Origin of the sequence: Mesorhizobium sp. WSM3860 (assembly GCF_002294995.1) — a bacterium.
In the GTDB taxonomy this organism is placed as follows: domain Bacteria; phylum Pseudomonadota; class Alphaproteobacteria; order Rhizobiales; family Rhizobiaceae; genus Mesorhizobium.
The window spans coordinates 1-19,069 of the sequence record NZ_NSGF01000033.1; the positions used below are offsets into that span (position 1 = coordinate 1).

At 65.0% G+C, this 19,069-nt stretch carries 16 protein-coding genes; 1 reads left to right on the top strand and 15 read right to left on the bottom strand.

From position 1 onward, the window contains the following. From CK220_RS29530 to oiaX, 3 genes are all read right to left on the bottom strand, one after another. The coding region (locus CK220_RS29530; RefSeq protein ID WP_176479257.1) for a triose-phosphate isomerase at positions 1 to 256 on the bottom strand (256 nt) is incomplete at its 3' end. Positions 257 to 324: 68 nt separating this feature from the next. Then, entirely contained in the window at positions 325 to 1,650 is a 1,326-nt protein-coding gene (locus CK220_RS29535) for a four-carbon acid sugar kinase family protein (RefSeq protein WP_095814901.1), read from the bottom strand. A gap of 2 nt (positions 1,651 to 1,652) precedes the next feature. Then, entirely contained in the window at positions 1,653 to 2,903 is a 1,251-nt protein-coding gene (gene oiaX / locus CK220_RS29540; protein WP_095814902.1) for a 3-oxo-isoapionate-4-phosphate decarboxylase OiaX, read from the bottom strand. Between the two features lie 185 nt (positions 2,904 to 3,088). Here oiaX and CK220_RS29545 point away from each other — a divergent pair, with 185 nt between their 5' ends. Beyond that, the gene (locus CK220_RS29545) at positions 3,089 to 3,802 is read left to right on the top strand and encodes a transcriptional regulator NanR (RefSeq protein ID WP_095814903.1); all 714 of its coding nucleotides are present in this window, start codon (positions 3,089 to 3,091) and stop codon (positions 3,800 to 3,802) included. A gap of 6 nt (positions 3,803 to 3,808) precedes the next feature. Here the strand turns inward: CK220_RS29545 and CK220_RS29550 are convergent, their stop codons facing one another. From CK220_RS29550 to CK220_RS29605, 12 genes are all read right to left on the bottom strand, one after another. Next, positions 3,809 to 5,713 (bottom strand): hypothetical protein, encoded by a 1,905-nt coding sequence (locus CK220_RS29550; protein ID WP_095814904.1) that lies wholly within the window; start codon positions 5,711 to 5,713, stop codon positions 3,809 to 3,811. Beyond that, positions 5,710 to 6,744: a Gfo/Idh/MocA family oxidoreductase gene (locus CK220_RS29555; protein ID WP_095814905.1), complete on the bottom strand. Its 1,035-nt coding sequence runs from the start codon at positions 6,742 to 6,744 to the stop codon at positions 5,710 to 5,712. The genes CK220_RS29550 and CK220_RS29555 overlap by 4 nt, the downstream gene beginning before the upstream one ends. A gap of 2 nt (positions 6,745 to 6,746) precedes the next feature. Then, the gene (locus tag CK220_RS29560; RefSeq protein ID WP_095814906.1) at positions 6,747 to 7,811 is read right to left on the bottom strand and encodes an ABC transporter permease; all 1,065 of its coding nucleotides are present in this window, start codon (positions 7,809 to 7,811) and stop codon (positions 6,747 to 6,749) included. Beyond that, complete coding sequence (locus CK220_RS29565) at positions 7,808 to 9,352, bottom strand: sugar ABC transporter ATP-binding protein (RefSeq protein ID WP_095814907.1); 1,545 nt, start codon at positions 9,350 to 9,352, stop codon at positions 7,808 to 7,810. The genes CK220_RS29560 and CK220_RS29565 overlap by 4 nt, the downstream gene beginning before the upstream one ends. Further along, positions 9,349 to 10,014 (bottom strand): DUF2291 family protein, encoded by a 666-nt coding sequence (locus CK220_RS29570; RefSeq protein ID WP_095814908.1) that lies wholly within the window; start codon positions 10,012 to 10,014, stop codon positions 9,349 to 9,351. The genes CK220_RS29565 and CK220_RS29570 overlap by 4 nt, the downstream gene beginning before the upstream one ends. A 79-nt stretch (positions 10,015 to 10,093) precedes the next feature. Then, positions 10,094 to 11,035 carry a D-ribose ABC transporter substrate-binding protein gene (locus tag CK220_RS29575; RefSeq protein ID WP_067325557.1) on the bottom strand — a complete coding sequence of 314 codons (942 nt, stop codon included), beginning with the start codon at positions 11,033 to 11,035 and terminating at the stop codon, positions 10,094 to 10,096. Positions 11,036 to 11,319: 284 nt separating this feature from the next. Further along, the gene (locus tag CK220_RS29580) at positions 11,320 to 12,147 is read right to left on the bottom strand and encodes a phosphogluconate dehydrogenase C-terminal domain-containing protein (protein ID WP_095814909.1); all 828 of its coding nucleotides are present in this window, start codon (positions 12,145 to 12,147) and stop codon (positions 11,320 to 11,322) included. 109 nt (positions 12,148 to 12,256) lie between these two features. Then, a complete protein-coding gene (locus tag CK220_RS29585; protein ID WP_095814910.1) occupies positions 12,257 to 13,297 on the bottom strand; it encodes an ABC transporter permease in 1,041 nt (346 codons plus the stop codon). Beyond that, the gene (locus tag CK220_RS29590; RefSeq protein ID WP_095814911.1) at positions 13,294 to 15,777 is read right to left on the bottom strand and encodes an ATP-binding cassette domain-containing protein; all 2,484 of its coding nucleotides are present in this window, start codon (positions 15,775 to 15,777) and stop codon (positions 13,294 to 13,296) included. Before CK220_RS29590 ends, CK220_RS29585 begins: the two co-directional genes overlap by 4 nt. Positions 15,778 to 15,849: 72 nt before the next feature. After that, complete coding sequence (locus CK220_RS29595) at positions 15,850 to 16,872, bottom strand: ABC transporter substrate-binding protein (protein WP_095814912.1); 1,023 nt, start codon at positions 16,870 to 16,872, stop codon at positions 15,850 to 15,852. Positions 16,873 to 17,191: 319 nt separating this feature from the next. After that, the gene (locus CK220_RS29600) at positions 17,192 to 18,271 is read right to left on the bottom strand and encodes an ABC transporter ATP-binding protein (protein ID WP_095814913.1); all 1,080 of its coding nucleotides are present in this window, start codon (positions 18,269 to 18,271) and stop codon (positions 17,192 to 17,194) included. Next, complete coding sequence (locus tag CK220_RS29605; protein WP_095814914.1) at positions 18,268 to 19,068, bottom strand: ABC transporter permease; 801 nt, start codon at positions 19,066 to 19,068, stop codon at positions 18,268 to 18,270. Before CK220_RS29605 ends, CK220_RS29600 begins: the two co-directional genes overlap by 4 nt. Position 19,069 lies beyond the last annotated feature (1 nt).

Here is a 19,069-nt window from a genome sequence, read left to right on the forward strand (position 1 = left end):
AATCCTTCAGCATCAGCGGCGAAATCTCGCCGGTCCAGGCGCCTTCGTCGGCCCAATGCATGTTCTGGGCTCCGACCTTGACGGACGTACCTTGAAGCATCGCCTTGATCTCGCGCGCCGCCGTGAAGGGCGGGATGACGAAGCGCTGGACACGCGGATCGCCTTGCGGGTCGGCAAGCAGCCCGCCGGCGAAGGCACGCGCCTCGGCGAGCGTCTTGTTCATATTCCAGCTTGTGCCGATCCAGACTTGGGGCATCTGTGTCGTCATTGGTCACTCCCTTGGCGACAGCGAGCCGAATGCAGGTGAGTGCGGCATGGGCGCCATCAACCGCCGACACCGTCACGGATGGCCGAGAAATAGCGATCTGTCCCCACCTGCCCGCCCTTCAGCGCCACCTCCAGCCCGTCGATCGCAGCGATGCTCGAATGGGCGACGCACAGCGGCGAGCCGGGCGACGCCGGCAGCGGCATCCTCACCGTCAGCGCATCGACGCCCATCTGACCGAGCGCGTGGCTGGACGTGTCACCGCCGGCGATGATCACGCGGTTCAACTTCTGCTCCACGGTCAGTGCGCGAAGCAGTTCGCCGAGACCGCGGCCAAGCCTGTGGCGGGCGCCCTCCTGGCGATCGATCTCGGCGCCGCGATCGGCCGAGGGCCCAAGCGCCGTATAGAGGATGACACTGCGCCCGGCATCGAGGCTGGCCTTGCCGGCCGCCGCCGCGCGCGCGATAGCCGCGCTCGACGAATCCGAAACAAGCTCCACCGGGTCGACCTCGATGCCGTCGAAGCCGTCGCTCATCGCATGCCGGATCTGCCGTTCCGTCGTTGGCGAGCAACTGCCCGACACCACCGCGATGCGGTCGGCCGCTCCGGCCGGCGGGAAGCTCTTGCTTGCCCCTGCATTGTCCTGCCATTCGGCGAGCAGCGCATATTCGATGCCGGAGGAACCGACGACGAAATATCCGCCGGGCTTGCGGGCGCGCCAGATCTCCTTGCCGGCCAACGCTTGGCTCTCGGGACTGTCGACATCGATAAGGAGAATTGCCGCGCCGGCGACCAGCCTGTCGAAGATTGCGGACCTGTCGGGCGAGCGCAGCGTTGCCAGGTCCAGCAGCTCGGAAGGAAGGTCTGTCTGCCGTGACAGATGCACGAGCAAGTCGGATTCATCCATCGGCGTCGCCGGATGGCGGCTCATCACCGGGTGCCGATCGATGCGATAGCAGCGGTCGCGATAGGCTGCGAAGAGGTGGCCGAATGCGGTGTAGCGCTTGAGCTGCGGCGCGCCGACCAGCAGCGGCACGCAGGCTTGTTCGAACACCGCGCGACCGATCTCCATCGCGCGGCCGATGCTGCCGATCGTCGGGCTGGAATCGAAGGTCGAGCAGACCTTGTAGTGGCAGATCTCGGCCTGAAGCGACTTCAGCCAGGTGAAAGCCTCTTGAAGATGCGTGTCCATCCATTGCGGGGACTCGCTGCGGCTGGTGCCGGCAAGGCCGACGGCGCGGCAATGAGCGAAGCGCGCCAGCAGTCCGGCATCCGGCTTGCGCATGAAAAGCACGGTCGCCACACCGCCGAGTTCGAGCGCTTCCATGACATCGGTCGAGCCGGTGAGGTCGTCGCCATAATAGCTGAGGAGCAGGTTCTGCATGCTCACGCCGCCTTGCCGTCGGCGAATTTCTCGATCGAGCGTGCGAGCTCGACATGGCTTCTCGCAAAGTCCCGGAGCGGGATGCCTTCGACCGCTGCCTGCCAGGCCTGCTGCACGGCGCGCACGCCGGCTCCCGGCCCGTCGGGATGGCTGACGATGCCGCCGCCGCACAGATAGAGCAGATCGACTGTGCGCCCCGTGCGCTCGTAAGTCTCGGGCGCCTGTCCGCCCCACTGGCCGGAGCCGGCCACCGGCAGGGCGCAATCGTCAGGCGAGAACAGCGGCGTCGTCACCGCCTCGAAGGAGCGGATGAAAGACTCGTCCGGTTCCCAGTATTTCGAGCCGATGCCGTTGATCTGGAACTGGTCGACGCCAAGCAGCCGCCAGAATTGCTGCCAGACCTTGAAATCCATGCCGAGGCCGGAATGGCGGGTCAGGATGTCCCAGCCATTGCGATGCGCATGCAGCACCAGCCCGGATCGTTTCCTGAGGTATGCCATGCCGCCGAAGCCGATGGAGTTGATGTTGATCACCGCGCAATTGCCTCCGGCCTCGAGCACCAGATCGTGGTTGCGCATCATCTGGTCGGGATCGGCGTGCGAGATGCCGAAAGCGTACATCACCTTCCTGCCGGTCTTCTGCTCATGGTCGAGGATCAGCGGCATGATCGCCTTGACCCGCTCCCGCAGCGGCGAATAGGCCGGGCTCATCAGCTTCTCGTCGTCCTTGATGAAATCGACGCCGGCCTCGATCAGTTCGCCCACCATCTTGGCCGTCTCATGCGGTCGAAGGCCCAGCGCCGGCTTGACGATCGTGCCGATGATCGGGCGGCCTTCAACGCCGGTCAGCCTGCGGCTGCCGACGAGACCGAATTGCGGACCGGGATGGGCGCCCCTGAATTCTTCAGGCAGCTTCATGTCGACGACGCGGATTCCCGACAGCCCCCTGATCGAATAGGTGCCGCCGATCGCAATCGTCATCAGCGCCGCGAGATCGGTGCCGATCGCGTCGAAAGGAAAGGCAATGTCCACATCGGCGCGCTTGAAGGGACCGTTGCCGGCCTCTGGTATCGAAGGTTGTGCCGCATCGGGCAAAGGCCGGATCGCCAGCACGCGGGCCGCGACGCGCGCCTTCAGCTCCTCCGTCTCGCCAGGCAGCGCGACGAAAGTGCCGGTCGACTGGTCGCTGGCGATCTTGGCCGCCAGCATCTCAATGCTCCCCGAGGTCTCGATGCGGTAGGTGAGGTTGATCATGGCCGGCCATACTCAGTCGCAAGGCAGGAAAAGAATTCCCCGCGCTCCAAATCTGGTATAATGAGTACATAAGCATTGCAAGCAAATCCTGCCTGCGGAGCGCCTTGCGGCAGAGGCGACGGGCATTCCGGAAATTGCAGCCGCGGTGCTAGATTGGGACTGGGTCAAGGGAGTGATTCGCGGCGATGAACCGTTCGGAACCGATCGTCCGGCGCAAGCTTTCCGACGAAGTCTTCGTCAGGCTGAAGCGCCTGATCACCAGCGGCGAATTGCAGCCGGGCGACGACATGCCGTCCGAGCGCGAGCTGATGGAGCGCTTCGAGGTCGGCCGCCCGGCGATCCGCGAGGCGATGCAGGCGCTGAGCAACATGGGACTCGTCGCCATCTCGCATGGCGAACGCGCCAAGGTGCTGCAGCTCACAGCCAAGTCGATCATCAAGCAGGTCGATGGCGCCGCCAAGATCATCCTGTCGTCTTCGAAGGACACACTCGAGCACCTGAAGAGCGTGCGTATCTTCTTCGAGCGCGGCATGGTCAAGGAAGCGGCCGAGAAGGCGACGCCCGAGGACGTGCAGCGGCTGAAGGCAATCGTTGCCGAGCAGCGCGCCGCGCGCGGCGATGCCGAGGCGTTCATCTCCGCCGACATGCGGTTCCACACCCAGATCGCGGCGATTTCCGGCAATCCGATCTATGTCGCGGTCAGCGAGGCAATGCTCGGCTGGCTGAAGGAATATCACACCGAGATGCTGATCTGGACCGGCAAGGAAAAGTTCACCCTGACCGAGCACGAGGAGATCATCGGCTGTATCGAGAAGAAGGACGCCGAACGCGCCGAGAAGGCGATGATCAAGCATCTCGAGCGCTCGCGCGCCCTCTACGTGATGAGCTCCGAGAAATAGCTTCGTTCAGCCGATCCTGACTATGGCATAAGCCGGCATCGTCAGGCGCCCCGCAGCCCTACCCAGGTCAAGCCTGCGCGCACCCGCTCCGTCCCAAATCGTAACCGGACCTGCCGCTTCGCTGGCGAGCGCCGAGGTGTAGACCGCCACGTCGTCCGCTGTGAGGTTTGCCAGCCATGCCGTGACGGCGCCGGTCGGCGAGCGGGCCGCCAGGGCCGCTATGCGATCATCGCTAACGCGCAGGGCGATATGGGTACGGCCGGCCAGCGCGGCGAGCCCCTGCACCGCATGGAAGATCGGTCGCGGCGTTCCTTCCTCGGCGGATTCGCCGGCGGCGGCCAGCACGCCGAACGGCCCCGTGAAGCTGGACACCGTCAGCATCTCGAGCCCGGCCGGCGCCACGCGCGCGGCATAGCCGATCGTCCAGGCGGCAGCGAACAGGCCGGAATGGCGCGGATCGCGATTTGCCATGGCGACGCGCTGGCCGCCGGAATTGTCCTTGGTCGCGCCGCCATAGGGGTTCTGCCGCATGGCAATGGTCGAGGGTCCGATGCGATAAGGCTTTGCGTCATAGATTGCCCGTGTCGACTGGGTGATGAATGGCAGCGCCTCCAGCGATTGCATGACGCTGAGATCGTCGGCCGCATGCACGATCGGGCAGGTGCAATGGCTGACGAAATCGAGTTCGCCGGCCGGAACGCGCTTGCGGTTGAGCTCGGTGAAATAGCTGAACATGCCGCCGCCGAGCCGGATGCCGGGGAAGGCGCGCCGTGCCGCGGCGTAGACATCTTCCATCGGCGGACAGGCCGGCCAGATGCTGCCGGGCGGCGTCGATTGGCGGTCGACCGAAGGCGAGACCGCGATCGCATCGAGCCGCAAACCTGCCCGGCGCACCATCTCCGCGACACCGGACAGTTCCATGTCGAGATCGCCTGCGCATGCGACCACGCATTCGAGTGTCGTCGCTACGGGGAAAGCGGCGGCCAGCCCGGCATGAGTCTGCAAGGCGTCCAGGCCATGGCCGCGTGTCGGATCGTAGTGGAGGAGAAGCTGCTGCGGGCCAAGCTCGGACAGCAGCGGCAGTTTGCCCAAAGCCTCCTCGACGTCTTCCGGATAGATGACCACGCCGATATCGGGCAGTTTCGCGCCGGTCTCGCCAAGTTCGATGCGGACCGGCTCGACGCCGGTCGTCGCGGCAGTCACCTTGGAGTCGGAAGTTATACGCAAGGTAATGGTCTGCCGATTGGTCTGTCCCGCCGGCAGCACATAGGGCCATGGCAGAGCCAGCGGCCGCACATAGGTCTTGTAGGAGGCGTCGGACCAGTTGCGCTGGTCTTCCATCTCGAAAATGTCGCCTTCCATCCGGCATTCGGCGGTAACGCCGGGGGCGACCCGATGGGTAATGGCGCGCATATCCTTGAACGGCTGCCAGGGGTCGATCAGCAGCGGCAGCTTCGCGTCCACCACGCGGCCGTCGGTGTGCTCGACCTTGACCGGGCTGCCGGCGAGGGCGGCGATCGGATGCAGGATGCAGAAGCCGCAGCGATTGGTCTCGAAATCGCTTTCGGGCAGCGCTTTGACGTCGAAGCTGAGACGGCCATCGGCGTAGCCCTCGATGGTAGCGTCAAAGTCGAGCCGGCTGCCGCCTGGCCTTTCGCAGCGTGCCGAATAGCGCGCGGAGAAACGATCGTCGCCCTGTTCGATGACCAGATCCGTCAGCGCCGGCTCATAGGTGCCCCAGTCACGATCGCGCACGATGTAGGCGATGGCGCGCAGCACCTCGATGCCGTCGTGGCGGATGGTGCGCAGATTGCCGTTGACGAAATCGGCGCTGAGCGGGCCGGCGCTGAGCCGGACCGATTCAGTTTCGACCGCACGCGTGCCGTAGAGGAGCAACCGATCCGTGGTCATCTGAGCAGCTCGTCGATGCGCACCGGTTGCCGGCTGGCGGCGCCGGCATAGGCAGCCTCTACCAGCGCGAATGTCTTGAGGTTGTCGGCGCCGGAGGTGGCGGGTTCCTTGCCAGCGGCAAGACAGTCCACCCAATGCTTCTGGATCGCCAAGACGCTTTCCTGGATGTTGTGCCAGGGCCGCGACGCCCAGGGCAGCAGCGGCGGCGAGGCGTTGGTGGCGCTGGTGCCGCTCTTGCCGGTGACTGTGAGCCGGTAGCCCTGCGCCAGCCGGATCGTGCCGTCTGAGCCATCGAGCTCGATCAGCGTCTCCGGAAATGGCTCGGCGGCAAGCTTCGTCGCATAGCTGCAATCGACCACGGAGATGGCGCCGCCTTCATGGTCCATCAGCATCGTCGCCACATCCTCGCCGGCGATACTGGCATTGACCCGCGTGGTGCGCGCGGTGAGGCTCGACACGTCGCCGAGCAGGAAGCGTGCGATGTCGAGGATATGGATGCCGAGGTCCTCGATGATGAAGCGCTTGCCGGTCGCAAGATAGGGCTGGCCAGAAAACACGTCATAGGCCGAGCGGAAGGAGATGCGCCCGAAGAACGGCTTGCCGATCTCGCCGCTGTCGAGGACGGCGCGCACCGCCTGGATCGGCGACTGCCAGCGAAAATTCTCATGCACCATCAGCGGCACGCTGGCGTCCGCGCAGGCCTTCACCATAGCCTTGGCGTCGCCGAGCGACGACGCGAAAGGCTTCTGGCAGATCACGGGCACGCGGTTGGCGGCAGCCATCTCGACCAGCGGCCGATGGCTGCCAACGGTGGTCGCGATGTCGACGAAGTCGAGCGTCTCACCGGCAAACAGCGCGGCCGCATCGCTGTAGCGCTGCTCGATGCCGAACTGATCGCCGACAATCCTCAACCGCTCCGGATCGCGGTCGCAGATCGCCACGATCGAGGCGCCGTCGATATCGCGCCAAGCATGCATCTGGTTGACGGCAAAGAAGCCACAGCCGATCAGCGCTCCGCGCAACTCCGCCATGCTCAACCCACCTTCGCCATCTGCATCAGCGTCACGCGGCTTTGCAGCCGTCGCTGCGCCTGGTCGACGACCACAGCGACGATGATGACGAGGCCCTTGATCACCATCTGCCAGAACGAGCTCACCCCCATCATCACCAGCCCGTCGGAAAGGATGCCGATGACGAAGGCGCCCACGATGGTGCCGCCGATCGTGCCGCGGCCGCCCGACATCGAGGTGCCGCCGAGCACCGCGGCCGCGATGGCGTTCAATTCAAAGCTCTCGCCCGTCGCCGGGTGCGAGGCCATCAGCTCGGACGAGATGATGAGGCCGACGATCGCCGCGCAGAAGCCGGAGAACATGTAGACGAACATCTTCACCATGTTGACGCGCACGCCCGAGATCCGCGCCGCCCGCTCGTTGCCGCCGACAGCGAAGATATGGCGGCCGAGCGGCGTGTAGCGCGCGAGATAGGCCGCGCACAGCGCCACGACGACCAGGATCCAGATCGAGACCGGCAGCCCGAGCAGCTTGCCGGCGCCGAGATAACCGAAGCCGGTGGTGCCGAGCTCCGGTTTGCCGACGAGGTTGGGGAAGGTGCGGCCGTCCGACGACAAAAGCGCAAAGCCGCGCGCGACATAGAGCGTGCCGAGCGTGGCGATGAACGGCGCGACGTTCAGCTTGGTGATCAGCAGCCCGTTGACGGCGCCGATCAATATGCCGACCGCCAGCGTGATCAACGCGATCTCGACGACGTTGAAATAGACGGTGTAGCCGATCTGCAGATCGATGCCGTTGAGCACCAGATAGCCGGCGACCATGCCGCACAGGCCGACGATCGAGCCGACCGACAGGTCGATGCCGCCGGTGATGATGACGAAAGTCATGCCCATGGCGAGGAAGGCGTTGAGGGCCACATGCTTGGCCATCAGGATCAGATTGGCGGCCGACAGGAAATTCGGCGCCGCGATCGAGAAGAACACCAGCACCGCGATCAGCGCGATGAAGGTGCGGAGCTTCATCAGCGTCAGCAGCACGGAACCGCTGGATGCGGATGGCGCGGCAGCCTTGGCTGGAATGTCGGTCATCGGGATTCTCCATGCGCGGGTCCGTGGCCGAGCGCCGATGCGGCGACGATGGCCGCCTCCGTCGCCTCGGCGCGATCGAACATGCCCGTCAGTTTTCCGTTGCTCATCACCGCGATCCGGTCGGACAGCGCCATCACCTCGTCGAGGTCGGAGGTGGCGAAGAGGATGCCCAGCCCATCGCGCGACAGCTTGCGCATCGTGCGGAAGACGTCGGCTTTGGCGCCGACATCGATGCCACGGCTGGGCTCGTCCATCAAAAGCACTTTCGGCCCGGTAAGCAGCGCCTTGCCGATCACCACCTTCTGCTGGTTGCCGCCCGACAGCGACGACACCTCCTGCGCCGGATCGGCGACCTTGATCGCCAGCTCGCGCACCATCTGCGTGACCGCCTGGCGCTCGGCGCCGCCGCGGATATGGAACAGGCTGACGAAGCGCGACAGGCTGGCCAGCGTCAGGTTGCTGGCGACGGACAGGATCGACACCAGGCCCTCGCGCTGTCTGTCTTCCGGGATCAGCGCCAGACCACGCTGGATGCGGCGCGTCGTATCGCGTTCCCTGACCTGGTTTCCGCCGATGAAGATCTTGCCGCTCGCCTGGCCGTGGCGGCCCATGATGCAGTCGAACAACTCGCTGCGTCCGGCGCCCATCAGCCCGTAGATGCCGAGGATCTCGCCGGCGCGCAAGGAGAGCGACACATGGTCGACGGCAAGTCCGCCGGTGACGCGCGGCAGGCAGATCTCCTCGGCACGGAACACCTCCTCGCCGGGTTGATGGCCGTCCGCCTTGGCGAAATCCTTGGCGTCCGAGCCGATCATCTGCCGCACGATCCACTGCGTGTCGACGTTCTTCATCTCTTCCTGGCCGGTGATGCGGCCGTCGCGCAGCACGGTGATGTAGTCGCCGATGCGGATCAGCTCCTCCAGCCGGTGCGAAATGTAGACAATGGCGACGCCGCGCGCCTTGAGGTCGGCGATCACCTTGAACAGGATCTCGACTTCCGCCGCGCTCAGCGCCGAGGTCGGCTCGTCCATGATCAGGATGCGCGCGTCGAGCGAGACCGCCTTCGCGATCTCGACCAGCTGCTGCTGGCCGATGCGCAAATCCTCGACTAGCATGTCTGGCCTTATGCCGGCTTCGAGCTGTTCGAGGAATTCGGCGGCCCGCCGTTCCTGCTCCCTGTGGTCGATCTTGCGGAAGGCGTTGGTCAGCTCACGCGTGGCAAAGATGTTCTCTGCGACCGAGAGATTGCCGAACAGGTTCAGCTCCTGGAACACCATGCCGATGCCGCGGCTGACGGCGTCGCCGGAGGACGAGAACGAAACTTCGTTGCCGTCGAGCAGGATGCGGCCGGCGGTCGGCCTTTCGACCCCGGCGATGATCTTCATCAGCGTCGACTTGCCGGCACCGTTCTCTCCGACCAGCACGTTGACCGCGCCTTTGCGCACCTCGAAATTCGCGTGCTTGACCGCCACCGTGCCGGCATAGACCTTGGAGATGTCCTCCAGCTTCAGGATGACGTCGTGACCGGGCGAGGGGCTCATGGCTTCGGCCCGATCTCGGCCTCCGCCGGTGTCACCAGCGGCAGATCCTGGCCGCCCTCGATGGTGTAGGCGCCGAGCACCTTCGCGGTCCGGCCCTCCAGCCCGTCGCGCGGCAGCTTGGACATCACCGTCTTGCCGGCATAGGCATTGAAGGCCTTGCCGAACTGGGCGAAGTCGATCTGGTTGGTGAAGTCGTTGAACTGCACGAAATCCAGGCTGTCGCGAATGGCGGTCCCACGCATGGCCGGCCCGATCTGCACCCGCGCATCCGCCTTGCCGTCGCCGTCGACGTCGACATCGATGGTGGCCGCGCGCGACTGCGTGTTGGCGGCAACGATCTTGCCTTCGACGCGCACCGCGAAGGTCCATGGCGAATTCGCCTGCTTCTTCGGATTGCCGTATTTTGCGCCGGCAGCGGCGGGATCGGTCTTCGCCAGCGCATGGACCTCGGCGAACGGTCCAGCCTTCTGCTGCAGGTAGGGGATGACCTTCGAGGCCCAGATTTCCTCGACCATCTTATCCGGATTGAAGGCCGAGCTGTTGGCGCTGTCGCCTCCCTGCGCCGACGGCGTCGGCAGGATCTTGCAGGCGCTGAGGCCGATGGCGGCGGTTATCGCGAGGATCAGCCAAGTCTGCCTGGTCGGACAAGTCGGCTTGGTCATGACAATCAAGGGCACCCGGAAAGTGAAATGGAGGCGAGGGACGAACGTGCGTTCGCCCCTCGCTGTGCATCGCGCCGGCTCAGTTCTTGAGCGCGAAGGTCTCCAGCTTGGGAGCATTGTCGCCGTTGATGAGGACGCAGTCCATGAGCTGCTTTTCCTTCTCGGGCGACTTCTTGTTTTTGATGTACTCGTTGGCCTGCTCGACCGCCATCTGCGCCTGAGCGTAGGCGGGCTGCAGCACCGTCGCCTTGATGCCGCCGGAGGTGATGGAGTCGCGCACGTCATTCGAGCCGTCGAAGCCGACGACGATGACGTCCTTGCGGCCGGCTGCGGCCAGCGCCGCGTAGGCGCCCATCGCCATCGTGTCGTTGCCCGAAATAACGCCCTTGATGTCGGGGTTGGCCTGCAGGATCGATTCCATCTTGGAATAGGCTTCGGTCTGGCTCCAATTGGCCGACTGCTGCGCGACCATCTTCAGGTCCGGATAGTCATCGATGACGTCGTGATAGCCCTTGGAGCGGATGCCGGCATTGGTGTCGGATTCCTTGCCGACCAGCTCGACGTAATTACCCTTCTCGCCCATCAGCTTGACGAATTCCTGCGCGCCGAGCTGGGCGCCCTGGTAATTGTTGGAGACGATCTGCGCCACGGCGACACCGGTGGCGTTGATCTCGCGGTCGATCAGGAACGAGGGAACGCCGGCGTCCTTGGCCTTCTGCACGGCGGCGACGGTGGCGTCGGCGCCGGCATTGTCGAGGATGATGGCCTTGGCGCCGCGGCCGATCGCCGTGTCGATCAGTTCCGACTGCTTGTTAGCGTCGTCGTCATGCACCAGCACCAGCGTGTCGTAGCCGAGCTCCTTGGCCTTGGCTTCGGCGCCCACCGCTTCCGCCTTGAAGAACGGATTGTCGTGCGAGGGCGTGATGATGGCAATCAGGTCCGCCGCATAAGCAGGCATCGCGGTGCCGAGTGCGAGCATGCCGGCGAAAGCCGCAAGCGTCATTCTTCGAGTAAGCTTCATGAAGTCCTCCCATTGAAAACCTGCCTCGGACACCGAGGCGATTGTCTGCGCTTCTGAAGACGTCAGGCGGTGCAGGCAGCGCCGCCCGGATTTGAAAGCCTTTCGCCGGCTTTCATCCGAACCGGCGCTCGCTGCCGTTCCCCGCCATCCTCCGCTCCTCCAGCTTCGGATTCCCATAGATCCGAGTGAAAACAGCTAAATCCAACTGGTATGATGAGTCAACCACAAATTCAGATGATATGTACCTGATAGTGGTCCATCTGAGGCCCGCGAGGTATCCCGCCTCACGTGATCCGCTGGATGCTGGCGGCGATCTCTTCCGGCTCGAAAACGCGCTTCCAATCGTCACGCATCAGCACCGGCTTGCCAAATTCGATCGCCTTGTTGCAGGCGTCCGAGAACACGCCCTTGGTTTCGCCGAAAATGACGGCGCCGAGCACGTTCATGTGGCCGAGCAGGAAGTCGAGCGCCGCCTGCCGGTCGACGCCCCGCGCCACAACCTCATCGAGGGCTTCCTTCATGACGACGAGCAGCGACGCGCAGACAGTCTCAGAAAGACCAGGTTCGAGCAGGGCCATCTGCTCGACGGTCACGCGGTGCGAGCGCATCACCGGCGCCCAGATGATGCGGGCGATTTCCTCACCCTTGGCATAGTCCTCCTCCGGGCCCTGCATAAGGGCGCTGACGAAATGCTGCTTGGCCTTGACGCCGCCGAAGAAGTCCTTCTTGGCCGCCATGTCGGTTTCGTCGTTGAAGATCGGCGGATGGCAGGGATGCGTGACGAAGTAGGTAAGGTCGGGGCGCTTGGGCAGATGGCCGGCAAAAGGCGCCGCGGCGTCGAGCACGATCACCATCGTCCCCGGCGCCAGCTTGCTTTCGATGCTCGCCGCGACCTTGCCGATATGCGTGTCGGGAACCGCCAGGATCACGACTTCGGCGCCCGCGAGCGCCTCGTCGACGCTGAGCGTGTCGATGCCGAGACCGCTTTTCAGCCGCTCCTTGCCCGCCTCGCTGATCTCGACATGACGGATCACATAGGGGGAAGCGCGAAAATTGGTCGACAGCCGGTAGCCCATTTTGCCGCCCGCACCGAACAGCGCAATCGTTGTCATCTAACCTGCTCCTGATGTTTTAGGCGACGGTCAATGCAGATCGTCACCTTGTATACTGGTATAATCACCCTACCAAATTGGCAAGAGAAATCTCTGATTCGTCGCTCCCTCACTTCGGCTGGGCCGTTGCCGCGCTCGCTTCCGCGTCGGCCGTTGCATCATGATCGCCGTCTGCAATTTCGACAAACGCACGCCGCGCCAGCGCCTGACGTCCGGCAAGCGCCAGAACCAAGATGACGACAACGCCTTGCACGATGTCCTGCGCGCCCGGAGGCAGGCCGATGATCTGCATGGTGGTGACGATGAGGACGAGCAGGATGCTGGCGAAGAGTGTGCCGAGCGCGGTCGCCGAGCCGCCGAAGATCAGCGTTCCGCCAAGCACCACGGCGGCGATCGACTGCAGGAGATAGGGCTGGCCCATTTCGAGGAAGGCGCCGCCGATATAGGCGCCGAGCAGCAGCCCGTCGAGCGAAGCCAGCACCGACGAGATGATGAAGGCCGACGCGATCACGCGCCCGTTGCGGATGCCGGCGAGCCGTGCCGCGGCGCGGTTCTGGCCGACCGCCGAGAGCAATTGCCCGAATATGGTGTAGCGCAGCACGAAGCCAGTCGCCGCCACGCCGAGGATGGCGATGATCGCCATGATCGGCACGCCCGAAATGCGCCCGGTCGCCAGTTCCTTCAGCGCCGGGCTGACGATGAAGCCCGGTATCGCCTTGTTCGACAGCAGCGTCGCCGTCGCCAGCACATAGCCGGTCGCCAATGTCGCGATGATCGCCGGAATGCCGAGACCGACGACGAGCAGCGAATTGAGCGTCCCGACGGCAAGGCCGAGCAGGATGGCGGCGAGCACGCCGATGGCAAGATTTGCGTCCTGGCCCTTGATGGTCAGCAGCGCGACGAAGGCGCTGAGCGTGATCACGGAGGCGACCGACAGATCGATATTGCCGCGCCCGGTCGTCACCACGAACATCTGGCCGATGCCGACGACCGTCAGGAAGGATGCCGACAGAATGACGCCGGACAGGCTGGACAGGCTGAATCGGTTGGTGACGACGGACAGCACCAGCCACAAAATAAGCACGCCGATCGCCGACCAGATCCAACGGTTCCGTTGCGCCCAGATGCCGAAGCCCGCGAATGCGCTCATGGTTCGCTCCTGCGGTCGGCGGTCAGGCTGCGCAACGTCAGCAGCGCGATCAGGATCAACCCTTGCGTGGCGGCGTTGTAGTCGCTGCTGACGCTGAGCGTGCCGAGCAGCGCGCCGATCAGCGACAGCGTCACCGCACCGGCGACGGCGCCGATCGGCGAGATGATGCCGCCGAGCAGCGAGCAGCCGCCCATCACCACGGCGGCAACGCTGAGCAAGGTATAGGAATTGCCGGAATTGATGTCGCTCGCCGTGTTGATGGCTGTCAGCGACAGGCCGGCGGCGCCTGCAAACAAGCCGGCGATCAGATAGCGCACCAGCGCGTAGCGCGTCGGCGACCATCCCGAGCGGATCATGGCCGCCGGATTGTTGCCGAAGCCGCGCAGCACCACGCCGAGCGGCAGCCGGTCGATGACGAGCACGATCAGCGCCACGGCGGCGATCAGGATGATCGACGTCGGCATAAAACCGATCGACCAGCCGAACAGCGTCGACAACCACTCGGGACTGGCGCCGCCCGGCGTCGGCTGCAGAGCGTAGCCGATGCCGACCCATATGAAGGACGCGCCGAGCGTGACGACGATGGCCGGGATCTTGCGCGCCTGGATGACGCCGCCGAGCCCCGCATAGGCGGCGAGCGCGGCCACAAGCGCCAGCGCGCCGAGCCATGGCTGGTCGTAGAGCAGCGTCGCGCTGAGCACGCTGACAAGTCCTGCGAAGGCGCCGACGCCGAGGTCGATCTCGCTGCCGCCGACGATGAACATCTGCGCCGCCGTCACCAGCACCAGCGACAGCGCCGGCATCAACAAAAGGTCGAGTCCGAAAGTCGAGGCGACCGCCGGGTTGATCGCGATCATGATGGCGAGCACGGCGGCAAGCCCGATGAACGGCGCCGAATTGACCAGCCGGCGCCCGAACCTCGCCATCGCGGTCCGGTCTTTGGCGGCGCTCGCCTGCCTGTCCGCCGATTGCGCGAAGGAGGCGCCGACGATCGCCTGCTCGGTGATCGCCTCGCCCGCCAGTTCCTTCACGATCCGCCCGCCGGAAAAGACCAGCACGCGGTCGCAGGCGAGCAACTCGGCATCCTCGGTCGTGTGCCAGATCAGCGCGCGGCCGCCGCGCGCGACCTCGTTGCAGAGCCGGTAGAAATCCTGCTTGGTGGCGATGTCGACGCCGCGCGTCGGATCGTCGAGCAGGATGACCGGCGTGTCGGCGACCAGCGCCCGCGCCACCAGCGCCTTCTGCTGGTTGCCGCCGCTGAGCTCGGTGATGCTGGACTGAAAGCGCTTCTCGTCCAGCCGCAGGCGGCTTGCGGCATGCGAAGCGGTGTCTCGGTTGGCTCGGTCGGAAACGACAGCTAGCGCGGGGCGGCGGGCAAGCGCGCCGATGCTGATGTTGCCGAGCACGCTCCACAGCGGGAACACGCCTTCCTTCTGCCGGTCGCCGGCGATGAAGCCTGCCTCCGCCCCCCTGGAGACGCCGGCATGCTGCTTTCGCTCGGGCTTGAAGATCGCGTGCAGCAATTCCTTTTGCCCGCTGCCTTCGAGACCGGCCAGCCCGACGATCTCGCCACGCACGATGTCGATGTCGTGGCCAAGCTCGGCCGTCAGCGGCCCGCAGAGCCGCACCAGCACGTCCTGGGAGGATGCGGCCGTGACGGCGTGCTGGTGGACCGGGTCGGCATTGCCGCCCATCAATTGCACCAGCTTGCCGATCGAAGCGTCCGCGGCATGGCCCTGCCAAGCGGTGCGGCCGTTGCGCAGCACCACGACTTCGCTGGCGATGTCGATGATTTCGTGCAGCTTGTGACTGATGAAGATGAAGGCGAGCCCGGCTTTCGCCCGCTCGCGAATGAAGGCCCTGAGCTGCTTCGATCGGTCGAGATCGAGCGAGGATGTCGGCTCGTCGAGCACAATCAGCTTGACGCCCGGCGTCGCCGCAGCGCGCGCGATCTCCACCATCTGCCGTTCGGCGATGGTGAGGTGGCCGACCTCGGCGTCGGCGTCGATGCCGTTGCCGGGAAAGACGGCATCCAGCGCCGCGCGGGCACGGGCGCGGTAGAGCGCGCGCCAGCCCGGCCGGCTTGCGGAATCGCTCGGTGTTTCCAGGAAAAAATTCTCGGCGACAGACAGGTTGGCGCAGAGCGACAGCTCCTGGTGCACCATGCGGATGCCACGCCGCTGCGCTTCGCCGGTGTCGGAGTTGGCGAAAGCCATTTCTTCACCGGCAAAGGAAATCGAGCCGAGCGTCGGCCACATTGCACCGCACAGAATGCGCATCAAGGTCGATTTGCCGGCGCCGTTGCCGCCGACCAGCCCGATCACGTCGCCGGCGTCGACCGAAAGATCGATCCCTGCATTGGCGAGCGTCGGCCCGAAACTCTTGGTGATCCCGCTGAGCGCGACGACGGCTGGCCGGGCAGACGCGGCAGGCGCCGCGGTTGCGGCGCTGTCCTGAGCGGCAACGGCAAGCTGGGACATTCGTCCTCCGGTTCTTCGCAAGGCGAGGATCGGGCGCGGCCGTAGGCGACGCCCGATCCCTGGGCTGGTGCCTTACTTGCTGAGCAGGTTCTGCTTGACCCAATCCAGCGAATAGCTCGGGCTGATGATCTGGCCGCCCGGCAGCTTGGCGTAGTCCTTCAGGTTGCCGGCATCGACCGTCGCCACCGGCATGATCATCAGCTTGGGCGCCTTGGCGCCCTTGAGCAGCGACAGGCCGAGCCAAAAGGCGGCACCGCCGATACCGGGCGTGGTGTTCATCGATACGGTCTGGTAGCCGTTCTTGGCGTTCTCCTCGGCCCACCATTTGACGAAGTCGGTGCCGCCGCCGCCTTCGATGACCGGCATCTTGTCCTTGTAGTCGCCGCCATACTGGACGAAGGCCTGGGCGATGCCGACATCGTCGCTGCCGCCCTGGCCGAGCACGGCGTCGACGTGCGGCAGCGAGGGCAGCACGTTGGCGATCGCCGCTTGCGCCACCGAGGCCGTGGCCTGGCCGTAGACGGTCGCGACCACCTTGATATCCGGGTACTTCGCCAGCACCGACTGCTGCGCGTTGAACATGTCGTTGTCGGGCGCCGAACCCTTCACGCCGCGCACCTGGATGACGTTACCCTTGCCGCCGAGCATCTTGAACACGGCTTCCGCCTGGGCGGCCTTGTAACCCTTGAAGTCGAAATTGAGCTGGTAATTGCAGGGTGCCGAAGCGACTGAGTCGAAAGAGATGACGATGATGCCGGCCTTGCAGGCCTTTTCGATGACGCCGTTGACCGCGGTCTCCGAGGCGGCGTCGACGGCGAGCACGTCGACCTTCTTCAGGATCAGCTCGGCGATCTGGCTGTTCTGCTGCGCGACCGAGCCGTCGCCGTTCATGACGATGTAGTCGGCGATCTGTCCGGCGGCCTTCGCCTCCTTGGCCGATGCCTCGAACGCCTTCACCATCTGGTGCCGCCAGGTATTGCCGTAATAGGCATTGGCCAGCGCGATGACCGGCGCGTCCGGAGACGCCATTGCCGGCAGCGCAGCAGCACTTGCCAGTGCGACGCCGGCCAGCGCCGCAACAATCGAAACTCTCATGTCATTCTCCTCCCAACGAAACGACTGGCTTGGCAGCCCTCAGCGTAGCGCATCTGCTGATGATCACGCTATGTCAGGTACACATTATACCAGCATACCAAATAGGCAAGCGCTTTGCTGGCCTGGGCGAGAACTGCTCAGACGAGGAAGTCCCGTGCCTTCTATCCGCGACCGCGGGCCCAGCGAGTGTCCATCATAGCTGGACCTCACCTGGCTGAGCCGCATAGGCGTTCCGGTCTTCCGCCTGGCGCGAAGCGGTCGCGGTTGTGACGACGTGGCACTGGATGGCGGCCAGTCGCGGGGATGACCCAGCCCGGATTCAAGCCGGAAACAGGAAGGCCGTAGCGGGATCGAAGAAAATCTGCCGGCCCGAAGCGGCATCGGCGCCGCCCGGTTCGGCTGTATCCGAAGTTGGCCTGACATCGATCTCGTCGCCCGACTTCGTACGGGCCACGACTCTTCGGCGATCGCCGAAGAAGGCGGTGTCGACGATCTCGACGGCGAGCGCCGCATTCCCCTCCATGGGCGTCAGGCGGAACGCTTCCGGCCGCACCATCAGCCTGGCCTTTTGGCCGCGGCCGAGCGCATGGGTGGCTTTCACGCCCTTGACGATCGAGCCATCGGCCAACCGCACCAAGGCAACGCCATTCTCTGTTTCGAGATGCTCCGCCGCCAGGAAGTTGGAATTGCCGATGAAGCCGGCGACGAACTCGCTGGCGGGCCTGAGATAGAGGTCTTCGCCGGTGCCGATCTGCTCGATGCGGCCTTCCTTAAACAGAGCGATGCGATCGGAAAGATGCAGCGCCTCTTCCTGGTCGTGGGTGACATACAGGATGGTGACGCCGGTCTCGCGGTGGATGCGGCGGATCTCGGCCTGGATCTCCTGGCGCAGCTTCTTGTCGAGCGCCGATAGCGGCTCGTCCATCAGCAGGATCGGCGGGTCGTAGGCGAGCGCGCGGGCGAGCGCCACGCGCTGTTGCTGGCCTCCCGACAGTGCGCCCGGATAGCGCTCGGCGAATTTTTCCAGGCGCACCAGCGCCAGCATATCGGCGACCTTGCGCTTCACTTCGGCGTCCGGCCGGCGGCGCACCCGCAGCGGAAAGGCAACGTTCTCGGCGACGCTCAGATGCGGGAACAGCGTGTAGCGCTGGAACACCATGCCGATGTTGCGCTTGTGCGACGGCACCGAAAGCAGCGACTTGTCTTCCAAAAGCACGTCGCCCGCCGTCGGATCCTGGAAACCGGCGATCGCATAGAGCGTCGTCGACTTGCCGGAGCCGGACGGCCCGAGAAAGGTCAGGAATTCGCCCTTGGGCACATCGATGGTGACGTCGTGGACGGCGACGAAGGCGCCGAACGCCTTTCTTACCGCGCGAATGGACAGGAATGGCCGGGTCATCTGGATAGTCTTCTGCGAAGGAGTGCGGTGACGATCATCAGGGCGAGAGTGAGGCCGACGAGCAGGCTGGAGGCGGCGGCGACGACCGGGCTCAGATCGGCACGCAGGCTGCCCCAGATTTTCACCGGCAAGGTCTGCAGGGTCGGGCTCGCCATGAAGATCGCCACCACCACCTCGTCCCAAGAGGCGAGGAAGGAAAAGATCGCCGCCGAGAAGATGCCGATGCGGATCGAGGGCAGGGTGATCCTGAGCCTCGCCTGCAGCGGACTTGCCCCGCACACGATCGCCGCGTCCTCGATCGATTTGTCGAAACCTTCGAGCGCGGTGGCGATCGGAACGATGGCGAAGGGCAGCGCCAGGATCGTGTGGGCGATGACGAAGCCGATCGTGGTGCCGGCGAGCCCGATGCGCAGGAAAAAGGCATAGATGGCGATGGCGAAAACCACCACCGGCAGCACCATCGGCGTCAGCAGCAGGCCGCGCAGGAACTGCCGGCCGCGAAATTCGCCCCTGACCAGGCTGAAGGAGGCGAGCAGGCCGATCAGAACCGCGAGGATGGCGGCCATCGCGGCGATCTTCGCGCTGGTCAAAGCGGCGTCGATCCAGGCCGGATCGGCGAGCAGTTCCTGATACCATTTCAGCGTCCAGCCGGGTGGCGGAAAGGCCAGCCAGCGCGACGAGCCGAACGACAACAGGACGATGAAGACCACAGGTAACAGAAGGAAAGCTGCGACCAGCGCAGTGAAGCCGGCGAGCGCCGCGCGTAGCCATCCGAGCCGGTCGTAGTCGAGCAGCATC